This window comes from Afipia sp. GAS231 (assembly GCF_900103365.1).
In the GTDB taxonomy this organism is placed as follows: domain Bacteria; phylum Pseudomonadota; class Alphaproteobacteria; order Rhizobiales; family Xanthobacteraceae; genus Bradyrhizobium.
Window position 1 is genome coordinate 6,572,871 of the sequence record NZ_LT629703.1, and the last position, 16,793, is coordinate 6,589,663.

Consider the following 16,793-nt stretch of genomic DNA (forward strand, 5'->3'; position numbering starts at 1 on the left):
CGTCACGTCCTCTCGACCATGCGCCCGAAGAAACCTTGCGGGCGGAAGAAGATGATCAGGAGGAAGACGACGAAGATCGCGGCATTCTGCAACTGCGTCGGCAGGATCAGCGTCGACATCTGCTGCACCAGGCCAATGGTCATGCCGCCCCAGAACGCGCCGATGATGCTGCCCATGCCGCCGAGCACGACACCGGCATACATGACGATGACATATTCGACGCCGACGAAGGGGTGGAACGGATAGTTGGTGGCGAGCAGGCCGCCCGCGATCGCGGTGATGCCGGTGCCGAGCGCGAACGCGATGCGATGGGCGCGGTCGACGTCGATGCCCATATAGGTGGCCGCGGTCGGGTTGTCGGCGGCGGCGCGCAGCGATTTTCCGACCTGCGAGCGTGTGATCAACAGCGTCAGCAGCAACATCGTCACCAATGAGACCACGGCATCGATGCCGCGCGCCTTGTTGACGAAGACGCTGATATCGCCAAGCAGCGGCCCGAGTTCCCATGCCGAACTCGACAGCGGCGTCCGGATCGAGGCCAATACCGAACCGAACACCAGCAGGCCGCCGTTCTGCAGGATCAGCGCGATCCCCAGCGTCAGGATGAGCTGGGCGTAATGGCCGTCGCCTTCGAGCGAAGAGGTGCGCGTGCCCGATACGCGCGAGATCAAGGCGAGGTGGACGGCATAGCCGAAGGCGGCGAGCACCGGTCCGGCCAGCAGGATCGCGATGAACGGCCCAAACGTGTTGCCGAAGGTGGCCTGCACGCCGAGTGCGGTGAAGAAATAGAATGCCGCATACATGCCGAGCATCATGAAATCGCCCTGGGCGAAGTTGATGACCCGCATGACGCCGAAGATCAGCCCGAGGCCGACGCACATCAGGCCATAGACCGCGCCGATCAGGAGGCCGGCGGACAACGCCTGCAGGAAGGTTTCCAGTGCCTGGTTCACCGGCGGCCTCCCGCCGTCTTCGGGTCGGACATGACGTTCCCCATTTTCTGTTTGTTCATGACGCAGGCCGCAAGCGTTGTTCGGCCGGTTCAAGCCGGCACTGGGTCGCGATGGCGCCGCTGTTCGAAAGCCCAGCGCAACTCTCGACCAGTTCTTCCAGACGCAGCGCGCGGCGTTCGCCGATAGCGTCCGTGGCGGCGAGCCGGAATCGGGCGCGGATTTCCGCCGGCGTCGCGGCAATGACATTGTCGAGGTGCTGGCGGACGGTTTTGCCGTTGCGCAGGGCGACGACAACCTCGGCGCCCTGGTTCGCCGGGAAGGCGGCAGTGAGTCCTGCCTCGCTTTGCAGGTCGGTGGTTGCGACGAGGCGGAGAATTTTGCGATCGCCGATATCAGCGTAATTGTCCTCTTCGAGCGCACTGCGTGCCAGCACGGCGGCGACGCTGAAGGGAATGCTCATCTTGGCTTGCAGCGCGTTGTGAAACGGCCCCGTGGAATCGCAGCCGGGGTAGCGGGCCGCGGCTTCGGGGACACGGATCGAAACCGTCGCGATGTCGTCCGACGTCCCGATCTCGCGCGCGACGCGCAAGGCGGCCTGCGCCGCGGTCTGCGCGAAATTGCAGGCGGGCGCCGGCTTGTTGTAGACGGCCATGATTTCCGGCCGGTCACCGGCAAACAACCGGACCGCGGCGGGAGCAGGCTGGCGGCGGAAGGCGGCGAACAGTCCGGCTTCGCCTTCGAGGATGGTTTCGGAGGCCAGCGCACCGGCCTCGGCCAGCTCGATTGCGGCAATCGCGTTGCGTGCGGCGAATCCCGGATGAAAATACATCTCGGAGCCGCCGGCGCGCGGCCATTCGTTCAGGCCAGACGAGGTATTGGCCGCAATGGCGATCGCGCTGGTGGCGGCGTCCTCAGTCAGACCGAGCGCGTAACTTCCGGCGAGCGCGGCGCCGAGCGGTGCCACCAGCCCGGTCGGCCGATACAGGCGGGCGAGATCAGCATTGAAGAGCGCGCGGCCGATCTGCGCGCCGGTTTCATAGCCGATGATCGCGGCGGCAAGGAGCCTCGCGCCTGATAGCGTCGTCCGCTCCGACAAAGCGAGCAGGGTCGGCCAGATCACCACGCCATGATGGCAGATGCTGGCGGCATGCATGTCTTCGCGCACCAGGCCGTGGCCCATGGTGGCATTGGCGAAGGCCGCGTCGCCCGGCGTTGCCAGTCTGCCCGTGCCGACGATGTTTGCACCGTGGTTGACTTCGCCCGCGATGCCGATCGCCTGGCGGCTCCACGGATGGTTTCGCGCCTCGAAGGCGCAGGAGAGAAAATCCAGCAGGCAGATTTTCGCTTTGGCGATGACATCCGCATCGAAACGGCCGAGATTGACGGCAAGCGCGGCGCGGGCCAGCGCTCGCGCCATCGAGATCTCGTCTGCTCCGCCGGCCCGGATCGTCATGGCAATCGCGCTTCCCTGTGGTCTCTCCCCGCGTCTCAGCCGCGCATTTCGACGCCGGCCCATTCCTCCAGCACTTTTGCGATCGAGGTGAAGTCGGACGACGCGCCAAATTTGGCGTTGGTGATGGCCAGCATCTGCCGGACCGCCGCGCCGCAGACCATCGGCACCCCCATCGCCTCGGCCTCGTCGACACAGAGCCGCACGTCCTTGTAGGAGAGGCCGGTGGTGAAGCCGAAATCGAAGGTGCCGGGCAGCACGGCGCGGGGAAATTTGTCCTCGGACGCGCTGTTGCGTCCGCTGCTGGCGTTGATGATGTCGATCAGGACCTTGGCGTTGACGCCGCCCTTGACGCCCATCGCCACCGCCTCTGACGTGATGACGAGTGCGGCTGCCGCCATCAGGTTGTTGGCGAGTTTGGCGGTCTGCGCCGTGCCGGGTTGGTCGCCGGTGTAAAACAGCTTGCCGAAATGCTTCAGGATCGGCTCGACCCTGTCGTAGGTCGCCTTCGGGCACGACACCATCACCGCAAGCGTACCGTTCACGGCGCCCTTGATGCCGCCGCTGACGGGCGCATCGACCAGCGTGATCTTCCGCGCCTCGAATCCCTTGGCGATCAATTTGGCGGCGCCGGGGCCAGTGGTCGACAGGTCGATCAGCACGCTGGCGCGGTTTCCGGCAACGATTCCATCCGGTCCGAGCGCGACAGCCTTGACGATGTCGGGCGTCGGCAGGCTCGCCAGCACGATATCCGCGCTCGACGCCACCTCGGCCGGCGACTTCGCCAGCCGCGCGCCGCGCGCCACCAGCGCCTTGGTCGCCTCGGGCTGCGCATCGTAGATGCAGAGCGAATAGCCGGCATCGAGCAGGCGCCCGGCCATCGGTCCGCCCATGCGGCCCGTTCCGACAAAGCCGATTGTTTCTCCTGCCATGGTCCACTCCCTGTGGCGCCCGTCTGCCGGGCGTCTTGTTGTGATGGGCCGGGGTCCGGCCGCGTTTGACCAAATGTCCAGATTGTCAGTTAATCTGTCAAGCATAAGATTCTTGTCGACACGTCGCGGCGCGCCGGAATAAGATTGGAAAAACAAGAGACCGGGGAACTCGCTCAGTGCGGCAAGATGAAGCGCAAGGTGCCGCCACAACGTTTGCCGATTTCGTTGCCGGCACGGTGTGGGAAGATGTCGCCGCACAGGAACACGAAGCGAAACGTTCGATCCTGAACTTCTTTGCGACCGCGCTCGGCTCGTCCTACGACCCGGCGGTTGTCGTCGCGTTGAAGACATTGCTGCCGTTCAGCGGCGCCGCGACCTCGACGGTCATCGGCCGGCCGGAACGGCTCGATGCGATGGCGGCGGCGTTCGTCAACGCGATTTCGGCCAACCTGCTCGATTTCGACGATACCCATCTGGATACGATCATTCATCCGGCCGCACCCGTGGCCGCGCCGGTGCTGGCATTGGCGCAGGCGCGGGGATTTTCGGGGCAGGCGGTCCTCACGGCTTTCATTCTCGGCGTCGAGGTCGAATGCCGCGTCGGCAACGCGGTGTCGCCCGGGCACTATGCGCGCGGCTGGCACATCACCTCGACCTGCGGCGTGTTCGGCGCGGCGGCAGCCTGCGCGAAACTGCTCGGGCTTTCGGCGGCGCAGATTTCAAACGCGATCGGAATTGCGGCGAGCCAGTCGGCAGGGATCGTCGAAAATCTCCCGAGTGCGGCCAAGAATGTCAGCGTCGGCAATGCCGCCCGCAACGGCTTGTTTGCGGCGCTGCTTGCATCCAACGGCTATTCGGCATCGCCCCAAGCGATCGAAGGCCCGCTCGGCTGGGCCCGCGCCATGGGCGACGTGCCTGATCTCGGAAAGCTGACCGGCGGTCTCGGCAAGAGCTGGGAGATCGCCAAGAATACCTACAAGCCCTATCCGGCGGGCATCGTGTTCCATTCGGTGATCGACGCCTGCTTCAAATTGCGAAACAGACTCGACCGGCGCATCGACCATATCGCTGATATCACGGTGCGGGGTTCCGCGCTGCTGCTGGCGCGCGGGGACCGGCCGGTTCACAACGAACGCGACGCACGGGTCAGTATTCATCACTGCGTCGCCTGCGCGCTGTTGCTGGGCGCCGCCGGCGTCATCGAATTTTCGGAAGCGGTCGTATTCCGACCCGACATCGTCGCGCTGCGTGGGAAGGTCAAGGCGGTGCATGACGCATCGCTCCCCGACGGTGCCGCGCGCGTCACCATCCGCCTGGCGTCAGGAGAGACGCTCGACGAGATCGTCATGGCAGCCAAGGGCAGTCTCGCCGATCCGCTGACCGATCGCGATATCGAGGCGAAGCTGCGCGAAGGCGCGCGGCTGGGGGGCACCGATTGGGATACCGAACGCGTGATCGACGCTGTCTGGAATCTCGATACACTGACCGACGTCTCGGACCTGATGGGAGCGCACGGTTGAACGCGCGTTCTTGAAAGCAGCAATCAAACGAAAGGAAAAGCGATGAGCGAATTGTTCGACAAGGGATTGAAGGTCCGCAAGGAAGTGCTCGGCGAGGATTACGTCAACAAGTCGATCGCCGGCGCCGACGAATTCACCCGCACCATGGCGGAATGGTCGACCGAGTTCTGCTGGGGCGCGTTGTGGACCCGCCCGGGTCTCGATCGCCGCACCCGCAGCATCGTCAACCTGGCGATGCTCGGCGCGCTGGGGCGGCCCCATGAATTGAAACTGCACGTCAAGGGCGCGCTCAAGAACGGCGTCACCAAGGACGAGATCAAGGAGATCCTGCTTCAGGTCGGCGTCTATTGCGGCATCCCGTCCGGCATCGATGCCTTCCGGAATGCGCGCGAGGCCTTCAACGAAGTTGAGGGCAAGTGACGCAGCCGGCGGCTGCGTTGCTACCCTAGCCAACCGGGCCAGATCGCGAGGCGGCTTGCCGGCCATTGGCTAAATTGCCGGACGTCACCGCCGTCGATATCGCACCCGGCACCGCGCGGCGAGCATTCCCGGAGACCGATTTGCGAACGAACGCGACCGCTATTTTTTGGTCGTGGCGCCGTTGGCGGCGCCGCGCACCATTAGGGCGATCTGCCGGCCGACATCGTCGACGCTCAAGCGGCCGCCTGCGGTGTACCAGAACACGGTCCAGTTCATGGCACCAAGGATCGACAGCCGGAACGCATGCCGGTCGCAATCGGCACGCAGAGGCAAATCATCGATGAGGCTGGCGAAAATCTGCTCGTACTCGTCGCGCTGGCGGACGAGTTTTCGGACACCCTTGAGATTGTAGTAGCGTGGCGGCGTCAGGATCGCGCGAGTGACGCTGCCACCTAACAATATCCGGCAGTGCGCAACGATGGCCTCGTCGAGTCGCCTCCAGGGCTCGTTGATTCCGGCAATGGCGGTCTCGACCTCCTGGCGCATCGCCGTAAGGCTTTCCTGATGCACCGTGAAGAGCAGGTCTTCCTTGGACGGGAAGTGATAGTACAGCGAACCGGAAAGAACTCCCGACGCAGCCGCGATATCGCGGATCGACGTGCCTTCAAATCCGTTCCGCGCAAACAGTTCGGACGCTGCGGCAAGGATCTGCCGGCGGCGGTCGGGCCCTTTTCGCAAGGATTTTGGCTTTTTCGTTCGAGCCTTCGCGCGCCCCAAGGGCTTCGTCATTTTCTTCTCAGTCCGTCAATGATGAAGAACCGGCTGCAACATGAGACTTGGCAAGCTTCTGGCTTCCGCTCGCCTCGGCGGGGTCCGCAGAAACCATTTCAATGGATCGCCGATCTCTACACTTTTAGAACAGGATTGTCGAGAATCGATCAAGCGACCGATTGGCAAAGCGTTCGTTTTAGCCAGCTTGCCGAACTTCGCGTTGGCACCGGTTCACAGGCATCAGTGCCGTGCATCAATACGCGCAGGACGGCGCAAGCCCGCAATTTCCGGTCTTGAATTCGGCTTGACTTTCTATTCAACCAAGCGAACGATAGAATAAGAAATTGCACCGGTCTAGCTGCTTTCGACAGCCGTCGGGCAGAAGACGGCCAAGCAGGCAAAGGCAGGCGAAATTATTCCGCCGAGATAGGGCGCCGACGTCTTCCAGCCCCAGGGAGAAATCAATGTCTGATTTCCTGATCGAGCATACGCCGTCGGCCTACAAGTATCCGTTGCTGATCAAACACCTGCTTCACGCGCCGATGACGCAGTCGGCCGATCAGGAGATCGTCTACCGCGATCTCGGCCGCTACACCTACCGCGATCTGCGCGAACGGATCGGGCGCCTTGCGAGCGGTCTCACTTCGAAGGGTATCCGCCGCGGCGATGTCGTGGGCGTACTGGACTGGGATAGCCACCGCTACCTGGAATCCTATTTTGCAATCCCGATGCTCGGCGCCACGCTTCAAACCGTCAATATACGACTGTCGCCCGAGCAGGTCTTGTTCACGCTCAATCACGCCCGTCCCAAGCTGCTGCTGGTGAACGTCGAGTTCCTTCCGCTGATCGAGCAACTGCAGGGGCAACTTGAATCCGTCGAAGGCATCATTCTGATGTCCGATGACGGCGTGTTTCCGAATAGCCTGATCAAGACTGCCGGTCATTACGAGGAGATGCTGGCAAAGAGTTCACCCGATTTCACGTTCGAGGATTTCGACGAGAACACGCGCGCGACGATGTTTTACACCACGGGAACCACGGGCGCGCCCAAGGGTGTCTACTTCAGCCATCGTCAGCTTGTGCTTCACACGCTGATCGATCTGGTCGGGTTCGGCTCACCGGGCAGGCAAGGGCGATTTCATCGCGAAGACGTGTACATGCCGATCACGCCGATGTTTCACGTCCACGGCTGGGGATTGCCCTATGCCGCGACCGCAGCGGGCGTAAAGCAAGTCTATCCCGGCCGGTATCAACCCGAACTTCTCTTGAACTTGATCAAGACCGAGGGGGTGACGTTTAGCCATTGCGTTCCGACGATCCTGCAAATGCTGCTGTCGGCGCCCAACAGCAAGGACGTAGATCTTTCCAGGCTGAAAATGGTGATCGGCGGTGCGGCGCTGACCAAAGCGCTCGCCAAGGCCGCGATGCAGCGCGGCATCGACATCTTTGCCGGCTACGGCATGTCGGAATCCGGCCCCATCCTGACGATTGCGCAACTCAGGGAGCATGAGCTCACCGGTGACCTTGACGCAGAGGCCGAGCTTCGCACCAAGACCGGAACACCGGTGCCACTGGTCGATCTCCGCATCGTGGATGCCGAGATGAAAGACGTGGCTCACGACGGCCGCACGCCTGGGGAAATCATCGTCCGCGCGCCGTGGCTGACGATGGGATACCTCAACAATCCGGCGTCTTCGGAAAAGCTCTGGGAGGGCGGCTACCTTCACACCGGCGACATCGGCACCATGACCGCGCAGGGCGTCGTCCAGATCACCGACCGGATCAAGGATGTGATCAAGACCGGTGGCGAGTGGATCTCATCGATCGAGCTGGAGGACATCCTGCTCCAGATGCCGAACCTGAGCGAGGCCGCGATCATCGGCGTGGCGGATGCCAAATGGGGCGAGCGCCCGCTCGCGATCCTGGTCGCCCGGCAGGTGGGCACTGTAGACAATGCCACCGTGCAGAAGCACGTCAAAACCTATGTCGACAAGGGCGTGATCTCGCGTTTTGCCATTCCGGACAGGATCATGTTTGTCGACGCGCTCGACAAGACGAGCGTCGGCAAGATCGACAAGAAGGTGTTGCGCGCCAAATACGGGGACGGTTAGCCGAAGCAATAAATTGCGTTTCGCGGCTGGTTGGATCGTTTGATTGATTAATCGAAGCCGGCCCGACTATGATGCGAGACAAACAACGACGTGGGCGACGCCACGCAGCTCCACGCACAAATCAACAGGGAGGAAGAAATGGCCGACAAGACCGTGATGGATATGTTCGCCGATATGGCAAAGCAGATCAATTTGCCGAAGGTCGATTACCAGCCGTTTCTCGACATCCACCGCAACAATATCGAGGCGATGCAGAAGTCAGCGGCCACGTTGTCGGAGGGAGGCCGTGCGGTTTTCGCAAAGCAACAGGAAATCCTGGCTGAGGTGGGGCGCGAGGCCCGGCAAATGATCGCCGACTTCAAGCCGGGCGGTTCTCCTCAGGAAGTCATGGCTAAGCAGGCTGAATTGGCCAAGCGCATGTTCGAAGCGACAGTCAGGAATACCAGGGACGTCGCCGAACTGGTCCAGAAATCGAGCAGCGAAGCGCCCAAGATCATTCTGGACCGGATGCGCGAGAGCTTTGCCGAAGCGCGGGCGGCCATCGAGTCCATGAAGGCCTGATACGCGGACACTTGCCTTGTGTGGGAGGCGGCACCGACAGGCTCTGCTGCAACGCGGGAGAATATTGGCGCGGCGCGTCCCCGGGGCAAGTTCCTTGGCGGTGATCCGGCTTGCAGTGACGGGCCCAAAGGTCCGTACTGGCGGTGGGAGCGGAAGGCCGCGAATATGTTGCGAGGCTGTCGCCGATATCGAACGCTGAAACGTCTAACTCAAGGGTGAGCGTCAAGATGAAAAAAGAGGATGTGCTCAAGCAGTACACAACGCCGACCGGAGCTCCGGCGTTTGTTCCAGGCCCGCATCGCTTCACATCGCGCGAATATCTGAACATCACCTACCGGACGGATCGGGAGGCCCTCGTCAAGCAAGTGCCCGAGCCGCTTGAGGTCGACGAACCGCTGGTGCGCTTCGAAGTGATGAACATGCCCGACACCACCGGCTATGGTTCATATGTCGAGTGCGGGCAGGCCGCGGTCGTGCGGCATAAGGAGGAGGTCGGCGAATACATTATCGGGATGTATCTCGACAACCTGCCGGCAATTGCCGCGGGCCGCGAGCTCAGTGCTTTCCCGAAGAAGCTCGGTTCGGCAAAACTGTTCGTCGATTCCGATACCTTGGTCGGAACGCTGGATTACGGTACGCTCAGCGTCGCCCGCGCGACGATGGGCTACAAGCACAAGCCGATGGATCTGGAAAAAGCGCGGCAGGAGATCTGCGTTCCCACGTTCATGCTTAAAATTCTTCCGAGCTACGAAAAACGCCCGCGCATTTGCGAACTGGTCCGCACCGAGATTACCAACATCTCCGTGAAGGGCGCATGGCGGGGGCCGGCCCGCCTGCAACTGTTCGAGCATGTGCTGGCGCCGCTTGCTGATCTTCCGGTCCGCGAGATCATTTCGGCCACGCACATCCTGACGGACCTCACGCTTTCGCCGGCGACTGTCATCTACGACTATCTCACCGACAGCGCGCCTTCGGCCAGTGCAAGGAAATAGGCTGATATCATGGCCACAGCGCAGCAGGATATTCTGAATCGGTATTCGAAAGTTACCGTGATCGGCGCCGGCGTTATCGGCGCGTCGTGGACGGCGCTCTTTCTCGCGCACGGGCTTTCGGTAGTCGTCAACGATCCGCGCCCGGACGTCGAGACCATCGTCCGCGACTATATTCGCAACAATCTGTCGACGCTCGCGGAGCTCGGGCTGCCGACGGACAATCTGGAAAAGAGGCTGAGCTTCGAGGCCGATCTCGAACGCTCGGTGACAGGCGCCGATCTCGTTCAGGAAAACGGACCGGAGCGGATCGAGTTCAAACAGGATCTATGGGCACGCATCGGCAGGGTCGTGGGAGAGCACGCACTGATGCTGTCGTCGAGCTCCGCCAAGACCGCGACGGAGCAGGCGCTCAAGATGTCCCGGCCCGAGCGGCTGCTGGTGGGGCATCCCTTCAACCCGCCCCATTTGATTCCGTTGGTTGAGGTGGTTCCCGGCGAGAAGACGAGCCCGGAGGCGGTGGATGACGCGGTCGCGTTCTACGCGGCGCTCGGCAAGGTGCCACGCGTCGTGCGCAAGGAAATGCCCGGCTTCGTTGCGAACCGCCTGCAACGGGCGATCTTCCGGGAATGCTGCTACCTGGTCATTCAGGGTGTCGTCAAAGTCGATGAGCTCGACGATATCGTGACAAGTTCGATCGGCTTGCGCTGGGCGGCGGACGGTCCATTCCGCTCGTTCCATCTCGGCGGCGGGGCGGGTGGTTTCAAATCCTTCTTCAAGCAGTTCGGCCCGGGTCTCAACGAGGCCTGGAAGAACATGGCGTCGGTCAATCTGGATGAGGCCGCGCAGGACAAGATCATCGCGCAGGCTGAGGCTTCTTTCGCCGCGCAGCCACCAGAGCAGCTCGAAAGTGAACGCGACGCCAAGCAACTGGCGATCATCCGTGCGCTCAAGGCGGTCAAGGCAGGCAAATAATCGACGTCGCAATCGGATCATCCAGGCCGGAACAGAGCGCGACCAACGGGAGGAGCGAGATGGGACTTTTGTTCGAAGGCTTGAAGGTGATCGATTGCGGTAGCTTCATCGCGGCGCCGGCGGCAGCCACGGTTCTGTCGGACTTCGGCGCCGATGTCGTCAAGATCGAGCCGCCGGGGGCAGGGGATCCTTACCGGCATCTCACGAAACTTCCCGGCCACCCGAAGAGCGACCAGAACTATGCCTGGATGCTCGGCTCGCGCAACAAACGCAGCCTCGCGGTCGATATGGGGAAGCCCGAGGGCAGGACCGCGGTCCAGCGTCTCGCCTCGCAAGCCGATGTCTTCATCACCAACTATCCGGCCGCCGTACGCAAAAAGCTTGGCATCGGTTACGAAGCGCTGTCGGCGCTGAACGATAGGCTCATCTACGCGTCGTTCTCCGGCTATGGCGAAAACGGTGCCGAGGCGACCAAGCCAGGCTTCGATGTCACGGCATGGTGGGCGCGGTCCGGCCTGATGGATACTGTTCGCGCGTCGTCTGAATCGGTGCCGGTGCGTCCCGCGAACGGCATGGGCGATCACTCGGCGGGGTTCACGCTTTTTTCCGGCATCGTGATGGCGCTCTATCAGCGGCAGACCACCGGCAAGGGCACCGAGGTCACGTCGTCGCTGGTGGCGAACGGGCTCTGGGCCAACGGCTACAACGCGCAGGCAGCATTGTGCGGTGCGACGTTCACCGATCGTCCGGCACGCGAGGTCGCGTTCAACGCGCTGACGAACTACTACAAGTGCCGTGACGGCCGCTGGCTGATCCTGACCATTCTGAATGAAGAAAAGCAGTGGCCGGAGTTCATGAAATGTCTCGATCGCGAGGACCTGATCGATGACCCGCGCTTTGCCAAGAAGGCGGATCGATTGACGCGATCTCACGAATTGATCGCGTTGCTCGACAAGGAATTCGCGAAATTCGATCGCCCTGAACTGCGCAAGCGCCTGACGCAAAGGGGGATCGTGTTCGACGTTGTGGCGACACCGGAGGATATTCCGTCGGACCAGCAGCTCCTCGATAACGACATTCTCATTCCCTTCGCCGGCAGCGAAACCAGGACGATCAATAGCCCGATTGCGCTGCGCGGCGCAGACAAGGTGCAACCAAGGATGCCGCCTTCGGTGGGCGAGCACAGCGATGAGGTGCTCAAGGAAGCGGGCTTCGATGCGGCGACGATCGCCCAAATGCGCGCCGCCGGCGCCATCGGCTGAGTAACGACAACGTACTTTCGGTTCATCAGGAGCGACGCATGAAAATCGAAGAGCTGTTCTCGGTGCGAGGGAAAGTCGCCCTGGTCACCGGTGGAAGTCGAGGCCTCGGCGAAATGATCGCCCGCGCCTACGTCGAAAACGGCGCCAAGGTCTATATCACCGCGCGGCGCGCCGATGCCTGCGAGGCGCTTGCAAAGGAGCTGTCGCAGATTGGTGAATGTATCGCGATCCCGGCGGACCTGTCTCGGATGGAAGAGATCGCGCGGCTGTCCAGCGAGCTTCACAAGCGAGAGAAGAAGCTCGACATTCTGGTCAATAATGCCGGCGCGAGCTGGGGCGCGACCTTCGCCGAGTTCCCCGAAAACGGGTGGGACAAGGTCATGGACCTCAACGTGAAGTCGGTGTTCTTCCTGACCCAGAGTCTGCTTGACCTGCTGGAAGCGGCGGGATCGGCGAATTCCTATTCGCGGGTGATCAATATCGGCTCGATTGAGGGCATCAGGACGTCGCACCTCGAGGCCTACTCGTATGCCGCGTCGAAAGCAGGCGTGAACCACCTGACGCGCATCATGGCAAAGTTCCTCGCGCCAAAGCACATTGCGGTCAATGCGATCGCGCCGGGTTACTTCCCGTCTAAAATGACGGATGCGATCGATGAGCATGGCGCGAAGGAGGTCGTCGATGACGCTCCCATGAAGCGCATGGGACATGCGGACGATCTCGCGGGCATCGCCATCTACCTTGCCTCGAAGGCCAGTGGCTTCGTCTGCGGTGCGGTCATTCCAGTCGACGGTGGTTTGGCCACGACGGCCTGAGGCTCCTGCCGCAAGGCGGCACTTGAGCGAGTACGGACTTCAAGACCCTCCTCCAAAAAAACCGACGCCGCATGATGCGGCGCCGTCTTTTGGGCCTTGAACCGTCAGATGTCTGCCTTAAGACGCCAATCCGGTCTCGACGGCGGGTTCGTTCAGGACCTCGTTCGGGTTTGCCGGATGCACGATCAGGAGCAACAGCAGGCCGGACAGCAGATAGGCACCCACCACAAGATAGGTGCTGTAGAGCGGGCTTCCCGTGTTCGCGGTGATAAGCCCGGTGACGGAGGGAGCCGCCGCCGGTCCGAGATTGCCCAGGCTGCTGATGAGCGCGATGCCGCCGGCGGCGCTTGCCTTGGAGAGATACTCGGTGATCGTTGTGAAGAACAGCGGCGTCGCTGAAACGATGCCGACGCCGGCGAGCGTCAGGCCTGCGATGGAGAGGACCAACTCGCCCTGCGAGAATGTCGTCAGCAAAAGACCCAGCGCGGCAATTCCCACGCATGTGGCGTAGTGCCAGCGCCGCTCCCTGTGCTTGTCCGAATGCCGACCTATCAGAATCGTGGCGATGATGCCCGCTATCTGCGGCAAAGCGGCAAGCAGGCCGACGTGGAACAGGTCGGCGACGCCCCAGCTTTTGATCAAGGAGGGGATCCAGAACACCATCGTGTATGTCGCGCCGAGCAGCAGGAAATAGGTGAACGCCAGTCCGTAGACCTTCGGATCTCCCAGCATCTGGACGAAGCCGCTGTGGTGGGCGGATTCGACATCTTTGTGGTCGTGGTCGAGCTGGAAACGCAGGGCGGATTTCTCCTCGGCAGTCAGCCAGCGGGCATCTTCAGGTTTGTCCTCGAGATACAGATACGCGAGAACGCCGAGGATCGTCGCGGGGATCCCCTGGGAGATGAAAAGCCATTGCCAGCCATGAAAGCCTTCGAACCCGTTCAGGTACTTCAGCGTTGCTCCGGAAAGGGGACCGGCGATGACACTCGCGATTGCCGTCGCAGCCAGGAACATCGCGATGATCTGCCCTCGGCGGGCCGAAGGATACCAGTACGTCAGATAAAGGATGATGCCGGGGAAGAAGCCGGCTTCAAGCACGCCAAGCAGGAACCGTGCGACATAAAATTGCACCGGCGTCTGCACAAACGCCATCGCGGTCGCGACAATTCCCCAGGTAAACATGATTCGCAGCAGGGTCTTGCGAACCCCGATGCGCTCGAGCAGCAGGTTGCTTGGAACTTCGAACAGGAAGTAACCGATGAAGAATATCCCGGCGCCGAAGCCGTAGGTCGCATCGCTGAAGGTCAGCGTCTGCTTCATCTGAAGCTGGGCATAGCCGATGTTGATGCGATCGAGAAACGCGATGACGTAGCAAAGCATCAGGAAAGGAAGAATCCGCCAGCTGATCTTTGAGAACAGCTTGGTGACGGCGATCGGCTCCTTTTCAGCGGAAGGAATTGTACCGACGCTGGTTGCATGGATAGCCATTTGTTTACTCCCCTCATGTGATTCCCACGGAGTCTTTTTGCTCCGAGTTGGAACGTGTGTGCTGTCTTACTCCTTGACGCCGGGTGCGCCGCGACAACCGTGGCGGCTGACATTGCGCATAATAAAAATCTGAAATGTTGGACGAGGGCCGTTCGGGATCGTGGCCGGTCGCGCCGTGCGCACGGCTCCGGATCCTTTGAGTACCCTCGGGCACGCCGTCGGCATCGTGATCGACTTTCGGGCAAGAACCAAGGCCAAACGGCCATGCCAGCTTCAAAAGACCATGACTAATCTATCAGTCGCTTGATTGTTTAGCAACACGCGCGGTGGAGCTGCGCGTGGCCGTCGACGTTCTCGGCCGAATGGAGGTGCGCGCACCTCGCTCCGGACGGATCGTAAATCTGAAAGTTCATACGGTCGGTGCCGTCATCAGACCGGGCGACGTCTTGATGGAGATCGTGCCGGACAACGACGTCCTCGTGGTCGCGGCAAAAGTTTCCTCGCTTGACATCAACCACATACAAGTCGGCCTGCCCACGGAAGTGCGGCTGCCCTCGTTCAAGGCGCGCACCACACCGATCGCGGTCGGCGAGGTTCTTTCGATCGCGGCGGACGCGCAGCGCGATGAGGCCACGCATCAGCCCTATTATGAAGTCAAGGTTTCGGTGCAAGTGACGAAATTTCCGGAAAAAATGCGGGAAAAGCTCAAGCCGGGAATGGTGGCCGACGTCCTGATCGCGACCGGCGAACGCACCGTTCTTGCGTATCTGACCCAGCCGATGACGGATGCGATACGGCGCGGCATGCGGGAAGATTAAGTCCCTAACGGGAGCGGCGAGGCGGCGTCATACGCGTCGGTCAGGGTCGGGGCCAGTTGCACGCCGTCGCGATCCTCCGCCGGACGGAATCCAGCCCGGCCAGTTGAAACGTACTTTCGTACGGCTGACCGTTGCCAGCGTATACTTTTACGAGAATCCGGCCGCTATCCGGCATCGAACGCAGCAAGCGAACAACATCGCCCGGAAAGACAAGGCTTCTCCCCGCTTCTGCGGTTCTCCAGCGCTGTTCAACAGGCGGATCCTCGTTGATCCGGTAGACCACTTTCACCTCACCATCCGGGATCTGCTTCCAGGAGCCCGTTGTCGAAATTATCAGCTCCGTGCGAGAGGCGCGACAATGGATGGCGAACGAGGAGGGGGCATCTTGCGACGACGTGCGTGCTGTTGTCTGCGCCGCGATCTGCGGCCGATAGTCTACCGGCGACGTCGTCTCGCTGATGATCCAGTTCGGACCTTGGGACGGTGAGGAATCGAGTGGCTCGGCCATCTCTCCCAGGAGCTCATCGACGCATTTCAATCGGTCCATGCCTTCAAACTGCGCGCATCCCTTCAGGCGATCGACGGTGTCGCCGGCTTGAGCGCACATCGCCTGGCTTGAGAGCAGGGCCGCAGCGAGAGCGCCCATGGCCTTCATCGTGACAGCCCCGCTGTTCCGCCTTGCGGGCGATCGAGCCATTCCTGCGCTGGCTGGAACCGGCCGAGACCAGGCACGTTGGCGCGCAGGTTTACCTCCTTCCACTTCGGATCGAATCCGGGGGACTGCAGTCGGTCAAGGCGACTGAACAGGTGATCTACGAGGCGCGCGACGCGCCGATACCGGTCGGACTCCTGCGGCCAATTATACGCCGCAAGGATGGTGGGAACCGCGATCGTCGCAACCCGCTCGCCCGTTTTTACCAGGCTCGGATAGTCCTTCGGTTCGATGGATGACGGAAGGTAATAGTCCTCGAATTTGGCGCTGTATTCGACGGGAAGGAACTTGAATCCGGGATCCCAGCGTCCTTTCAGAAAGGCGTCCACCGGCTTCGACGTCACGAACACGACGGCCGAAACGTCTCCGCGCTTCATTTGTTCCAAGGCGACCTGGTGCGGAATGAACATCTTTTCCACATCCAGGCCCAGCCGGCTGAAGATCAGCGGACCGGAATAGGCGGCTGCCGTACCTTGCGTATTGAAATTGACCTTTTTGCCCCTCAGGTCGTCAAGCGTCTTGATCTCCGGGCGAACGAAGATGTGCAGTTCGGACGGAAAGAGGCTCATAATATAGACAATGCGCCGTTCGATAAGCGGGACCTGAGCCTTGTACTCTTCGAGAGCATCCGTGTTGATGATCGCTGCATCAACACCCTTGAGATAGAGCAGGGAATTGACATTTTCGGTTGCGCCCTGCGTCACGATCGGGATGACGTGGAGCTTGTCCTCTTCATTGACGACGCGGGCAATCTCTGCCGCGAGACGCAGCGGAGCGCCTTCGATGAACCCGCCGGCGAGACCGACAGTCCATGCATTGATGCGTTCTTTCGCAGCCGTGTCGGCCGGTCTCGCCGTCGCCGCCGCCGCTGGCGTCGGGTGTCGCGGGGCAGATTGAGCGTTGGCGCTGAGCTGAACGCCGAGTAGCGCCAATGCTATGGTATATAGGAGCTTTACGTGCGACATCCGTGTCTCCATTCCCTGGCTGACTGGTTTCGGTTAGCGTGCCGTCGGGCT

16 protein-coding genes are annotated in these 16,793 nt (G+C 61.6%); 9 read left to right on the forward strand and 7 right to left on the reverse strand.

Annotated elements, in window-relative coordinates; translation table 11 throughout:
- Nucleotides 1-2: 2 nt before the first annotated feature.
- Genes BLS26_RS30845 through BLS26_RS30855 form a run of 3 tightly spaced genes read right to left on the reverse strand, consistent with a single transcriptional unit; the run spans nt 3 to nt 3,335 of the window.
- Nucleotides 3-953, reverse strand: coding sequence for a branched-chain amino acid ABC transporter permease (locus BLS26_RS30845; protein WP_244541736.1), 951 nt, complete (start codon nt 951-953; stop codon nt 3-5).
- A 55-nt stretch (nt 954-1,008) separates the two neighbouring features.
- Nucleotides 1,009-2,406 (reverse strand): MmgE/PrpD family protein, encoded by a 1,398-nt coding sequence (locus BLS26_RS30850; protein ID WP_092516251.1) that lies wholly within the window; start codon nt 2,404-2,406, stop codon nt 1,009-1,011.
- Nucleotides 2,407-2,441: 35 nt separating this feature from the next.
- Nucleotides 2,442-3,335, reverse strand: coding sequence for an NAD(P)-dependent oxidoreductase (locus BLS26_RS30855; protein ID WP_244541737.1), 894 nt, complete (start codon nt 3,333-3,335; stop codon nt 2,442-2,444).
- A 176-nt stretch (nt 3,336-3,511) separates the two neighbouring features.
- On the opposite strand from BLS26_RS30855, the gene BLS26_RS30860 reads away from it, so the two are divergent.
- Nucleotides 3,512-4,855: an MmgE/PrpD family protein gene (locus BLS26_RS30860; protein ID WP_092516253.1), complete on the forward strand. Its 1,344-nt coding sequence runs from the start codon at nt 3,512-3,514 to the stop codon at nt 4,853-4,855.
- Between the two features lie 42 nt (nt 4,856-4,897).
- Nucleotides 4,898-5,275: a carboxymuconolactone decarboxylase family protein gene (locus BLS26_RS30865; RefSeq protein WP_027538924.1), complete on the forward strand. Its 378-nt coding sequence runs from the start codon at nt 4,898-4,900 to the stop codon at nt 5,273-5,275.
- A gap of 159 nt (nt 5,276-5,434) precedes the next feature.
- Here the strand turns inward: BLS26_RS30865 and BLS26_RS30870 are convergent, their stop codons facing one another.
- On the reverse strand, nt 5,435-6,013 hold the full coding sequence (locus BLS26_RS30870; RefSeq protein ID WP_157676629.1) for a TetR/AcrR family transcriptional regulator: 579 nt from the start codon (nt 6,011-6,013) through the stop codon (nt 5,435-5,437).
- Nucleotides 6,014-6,510: 497 nt separating this feature from the next.
- Between BLS26_RS30870 and BLS26_RS30875 the strand changes: the two genes are divergently transcribed.
- The 6 genes from BLS26_RS30875 to BLS26_RS30900 all read left to right on the forward strand — a co-directional run bounded on the left by BLS26_RS30875 (nt 6,511) and on the right by BLS26_RS30900 (nt 12,759).
- Entirely contained in the window at nt 6,511-8,157 is a 1,647-nt protein-coding gene (locus tag BLS26_RS30875; protein WP_092516255.1) for a fatty acid--CoA ligase, read from the forward strand.
- A gap of 138 nt (nt 8,158-8,295) precedes the next feature.
- Nucleotides 8,296-8,718: a phasin family protein gene (locus BLS26_RS30880; protein ID WP_092516256.1), complete on the forward strand. Its 423-nt coding sequence runs from the start codon at nt 8,296-8,298 to the stop codon at nt 8,716-8,718.
- Nucleotides 8,719-8,945: 227 nt separating this feature from the next.
- The gene (locus BLS26_RS30885; RefSeq protein ID WP_092518802.1) at nt 8,946-9,710 is read left to right on the forward strand and encodes an acetoacetate decarboxylase; all 765 of its coding nucleotides are present in this window, start codon (nt 8,946-8,948) and stop codon (nt 9,708-9,710) included.
- Between the two features lie 9 nt (nt 9,711-9,719).
- Nucleotides 9,720-10,682, forward strand: a complete 963-nt coding sequence (locus BLS26_RS30890) for a 3-hydroxyacyl-CoA dehydrogenase NAD-binding domain-containing protein (RefSeq protein WP_092516257.1) — start codon at nt 9,720-9,722, stop codon at nt 10,680-10,682.
- 59 nt (nt 10,683-10,741) lie between these two features.
- Entirely contained in the window at nt 10,742-11,944 is a 1,203-nt protein-coding gene (locus BLS26_RS30895) for a CaiB/BaiF CoA-transferase family protein (RefSeq protein ID WP_092516258.1), read from the forward strand.
- Between the two features lie 38 nt (nt 11,945-11,982).
- Nucleotides 11,983-12,759 carry an SDR family oxidoreductase gene (locus BLS26_RS30900; RefSeq protein ID WP_092516259.1) on the forward strand — a complete coding sequence of 259 codons (777 nt, stop codon included), beginning with the start codon at nt 11,983-11,985 and terminating at the stop codon, nt 12,757-12,759.
- A gap of 117 nt (nt 12,760-12,876) precedes the next feature.
- Here the strand turns inward: BLS26_RS30900 and BLS26_RS30905 are convergent, their stop codons facing one another.
- Nucleotides 12,877-14,217 carry an MFS transporter gene (locus tag BLS26_RS30905; RefSeq protein WP_371361050.1) on the reverse strand — a complete coding sequence of 447 codons (1,341 nt, stop codon included), beginning with the start codon at nt 14,215-14,217 and terminating at the stop codon, nt 12,877-12,879.
- Between the two features lie 368 nt (nt 14,218-14,585).
- Between BLS26_RS30905 and BLS26_RS30910 the strand changes: the two genes are divergently transcribed.
- Complete coding sequence (locus BLS26_RS30910; RefSeq protein ID WP_244541738.1) at nt 14,586-15,065, forward strand: HlyD family efflux transporter periplasmic adaptor subunit; 480 nt, start codon at nt 14,586-14,588, stop codon at nt 15,063-15,065.
- A 40-nt stretch (nt 15,066-15,105) separates the two neighbouring features.
- Here the strand turns inward: BLS26_RS30910 and BLS26_RS30915 are convergent, their stop codons facing one another.
- A complete protein-coding gene (locus BLS26_RS30915) occupies nt 15,106-15,720 on the reverse strand; it encodes a type VI secretion system-associated protein TagO (RefSeq protein WP_157676630.1) in 615 nt (204 codons plus the stop codon).
- Nucleotides 15,717-16,742 carry a TAXI family TRAP transporter solute-binding subunit gene (locus tag BLS26_RS30920; RefSeq protein ID WP_092516262.1) on the reverse strand — a complete coding sequence of 342 codons (1,026 nt, stop codon included), beginning with the start codon at nt 16,740-16,742 and terminating at the stop codon, nt 15,717-15,719. The genes BLS26_RS30915 and BLS26_RS30920 overlap by 4 nt, the downstream gene beginning before the upstream one ends.
- Nucleotides 16,743-16,793: the final 51 nt, after the last annotated feature.

Excerpts from the sequence above, each read along its gene's own strand:
- BLS26_RS30850 (WP_092516251.1), bottom strand. The coding sequence starts at position 2,406 with ATGACGATCCGGGCCGGCGGAGCAGACGAGATCTCGATGGCGCGAGCG.
- BLS26_RS30915 (WP_157676630.1), bottom strand. The coding sequence starts at position 15,720 with ATGAAGGCCATGGGCGCTCTCGCTGCGGCCCTGCTCTCAAGCCAGGCG.
- BLS26_RS30900 (WP_092516259.1), top strand. The coding sequence starts at position 11,983 with ATGAAAATCGAAGAGCTGTTCTCGGTGCGAGGGAAAGTCGCCCTGGTC.
- BLS26_RS30880 (WP_092516256.1), top strand. The coding sequence starts at position 8,296 with ATGGCCGACAAGACCGTGATGGATATGTTCGCCGATATGGCAAAGCAG.
- BLS26_RS30865 (WP_027538924.1), top strand. The coding sequence starts at position 4,898 with ATGAGCGAATTGTTCGACAAGGGATTGAAGGTCCGCAAGGAAGTGCTC.
- BLS26_RS30885 (WP_092518802.1), top strand. The coding sequence starts at position 8,946 with ATGAAAAAAGAGGATGTGCTCAAGCAGTACACAACGCCGACCGGAGCT.
- BLS26_RS30875 (WP_092516255.1), top strand. The coding sequence starts at position 6,511 with ATGTCTGATTTCCTGATCGAGCATACGCCGTCGGCCTACAAGTATCCG.
- BLS26_RS30890 (WP_092516257.1), top strand. The coding sequence starts at position 9,720 with ATGGCCACAGCGCAGCAGGATATTCTGAATCGGTATTCGAAAGTTACC.
- BLS26_RS30920 (WP_092516262.1), bottom strand. The coding sequence starts at position 16,742 with ATGTCGCACGTAAAGCTCCTATATACCATAGCATTGGCGCTACTCGGC.
- BLS26_RS30855 (WP_244541737.1), bottom strand. The coding sequence starts at position 3,335 with ATGGCAGGAGAAACAATCGGCTTTGTCGGAACGGGCCGCATGGGCGGA.
- BLS26_RS30895 (WP_092516258.1), top strand. The coding sequence starts at position 10,742 with ATGGGACTTTTGTTCGAAGGCTTGAAGGTGATCGATTGCGGTAGCTTC.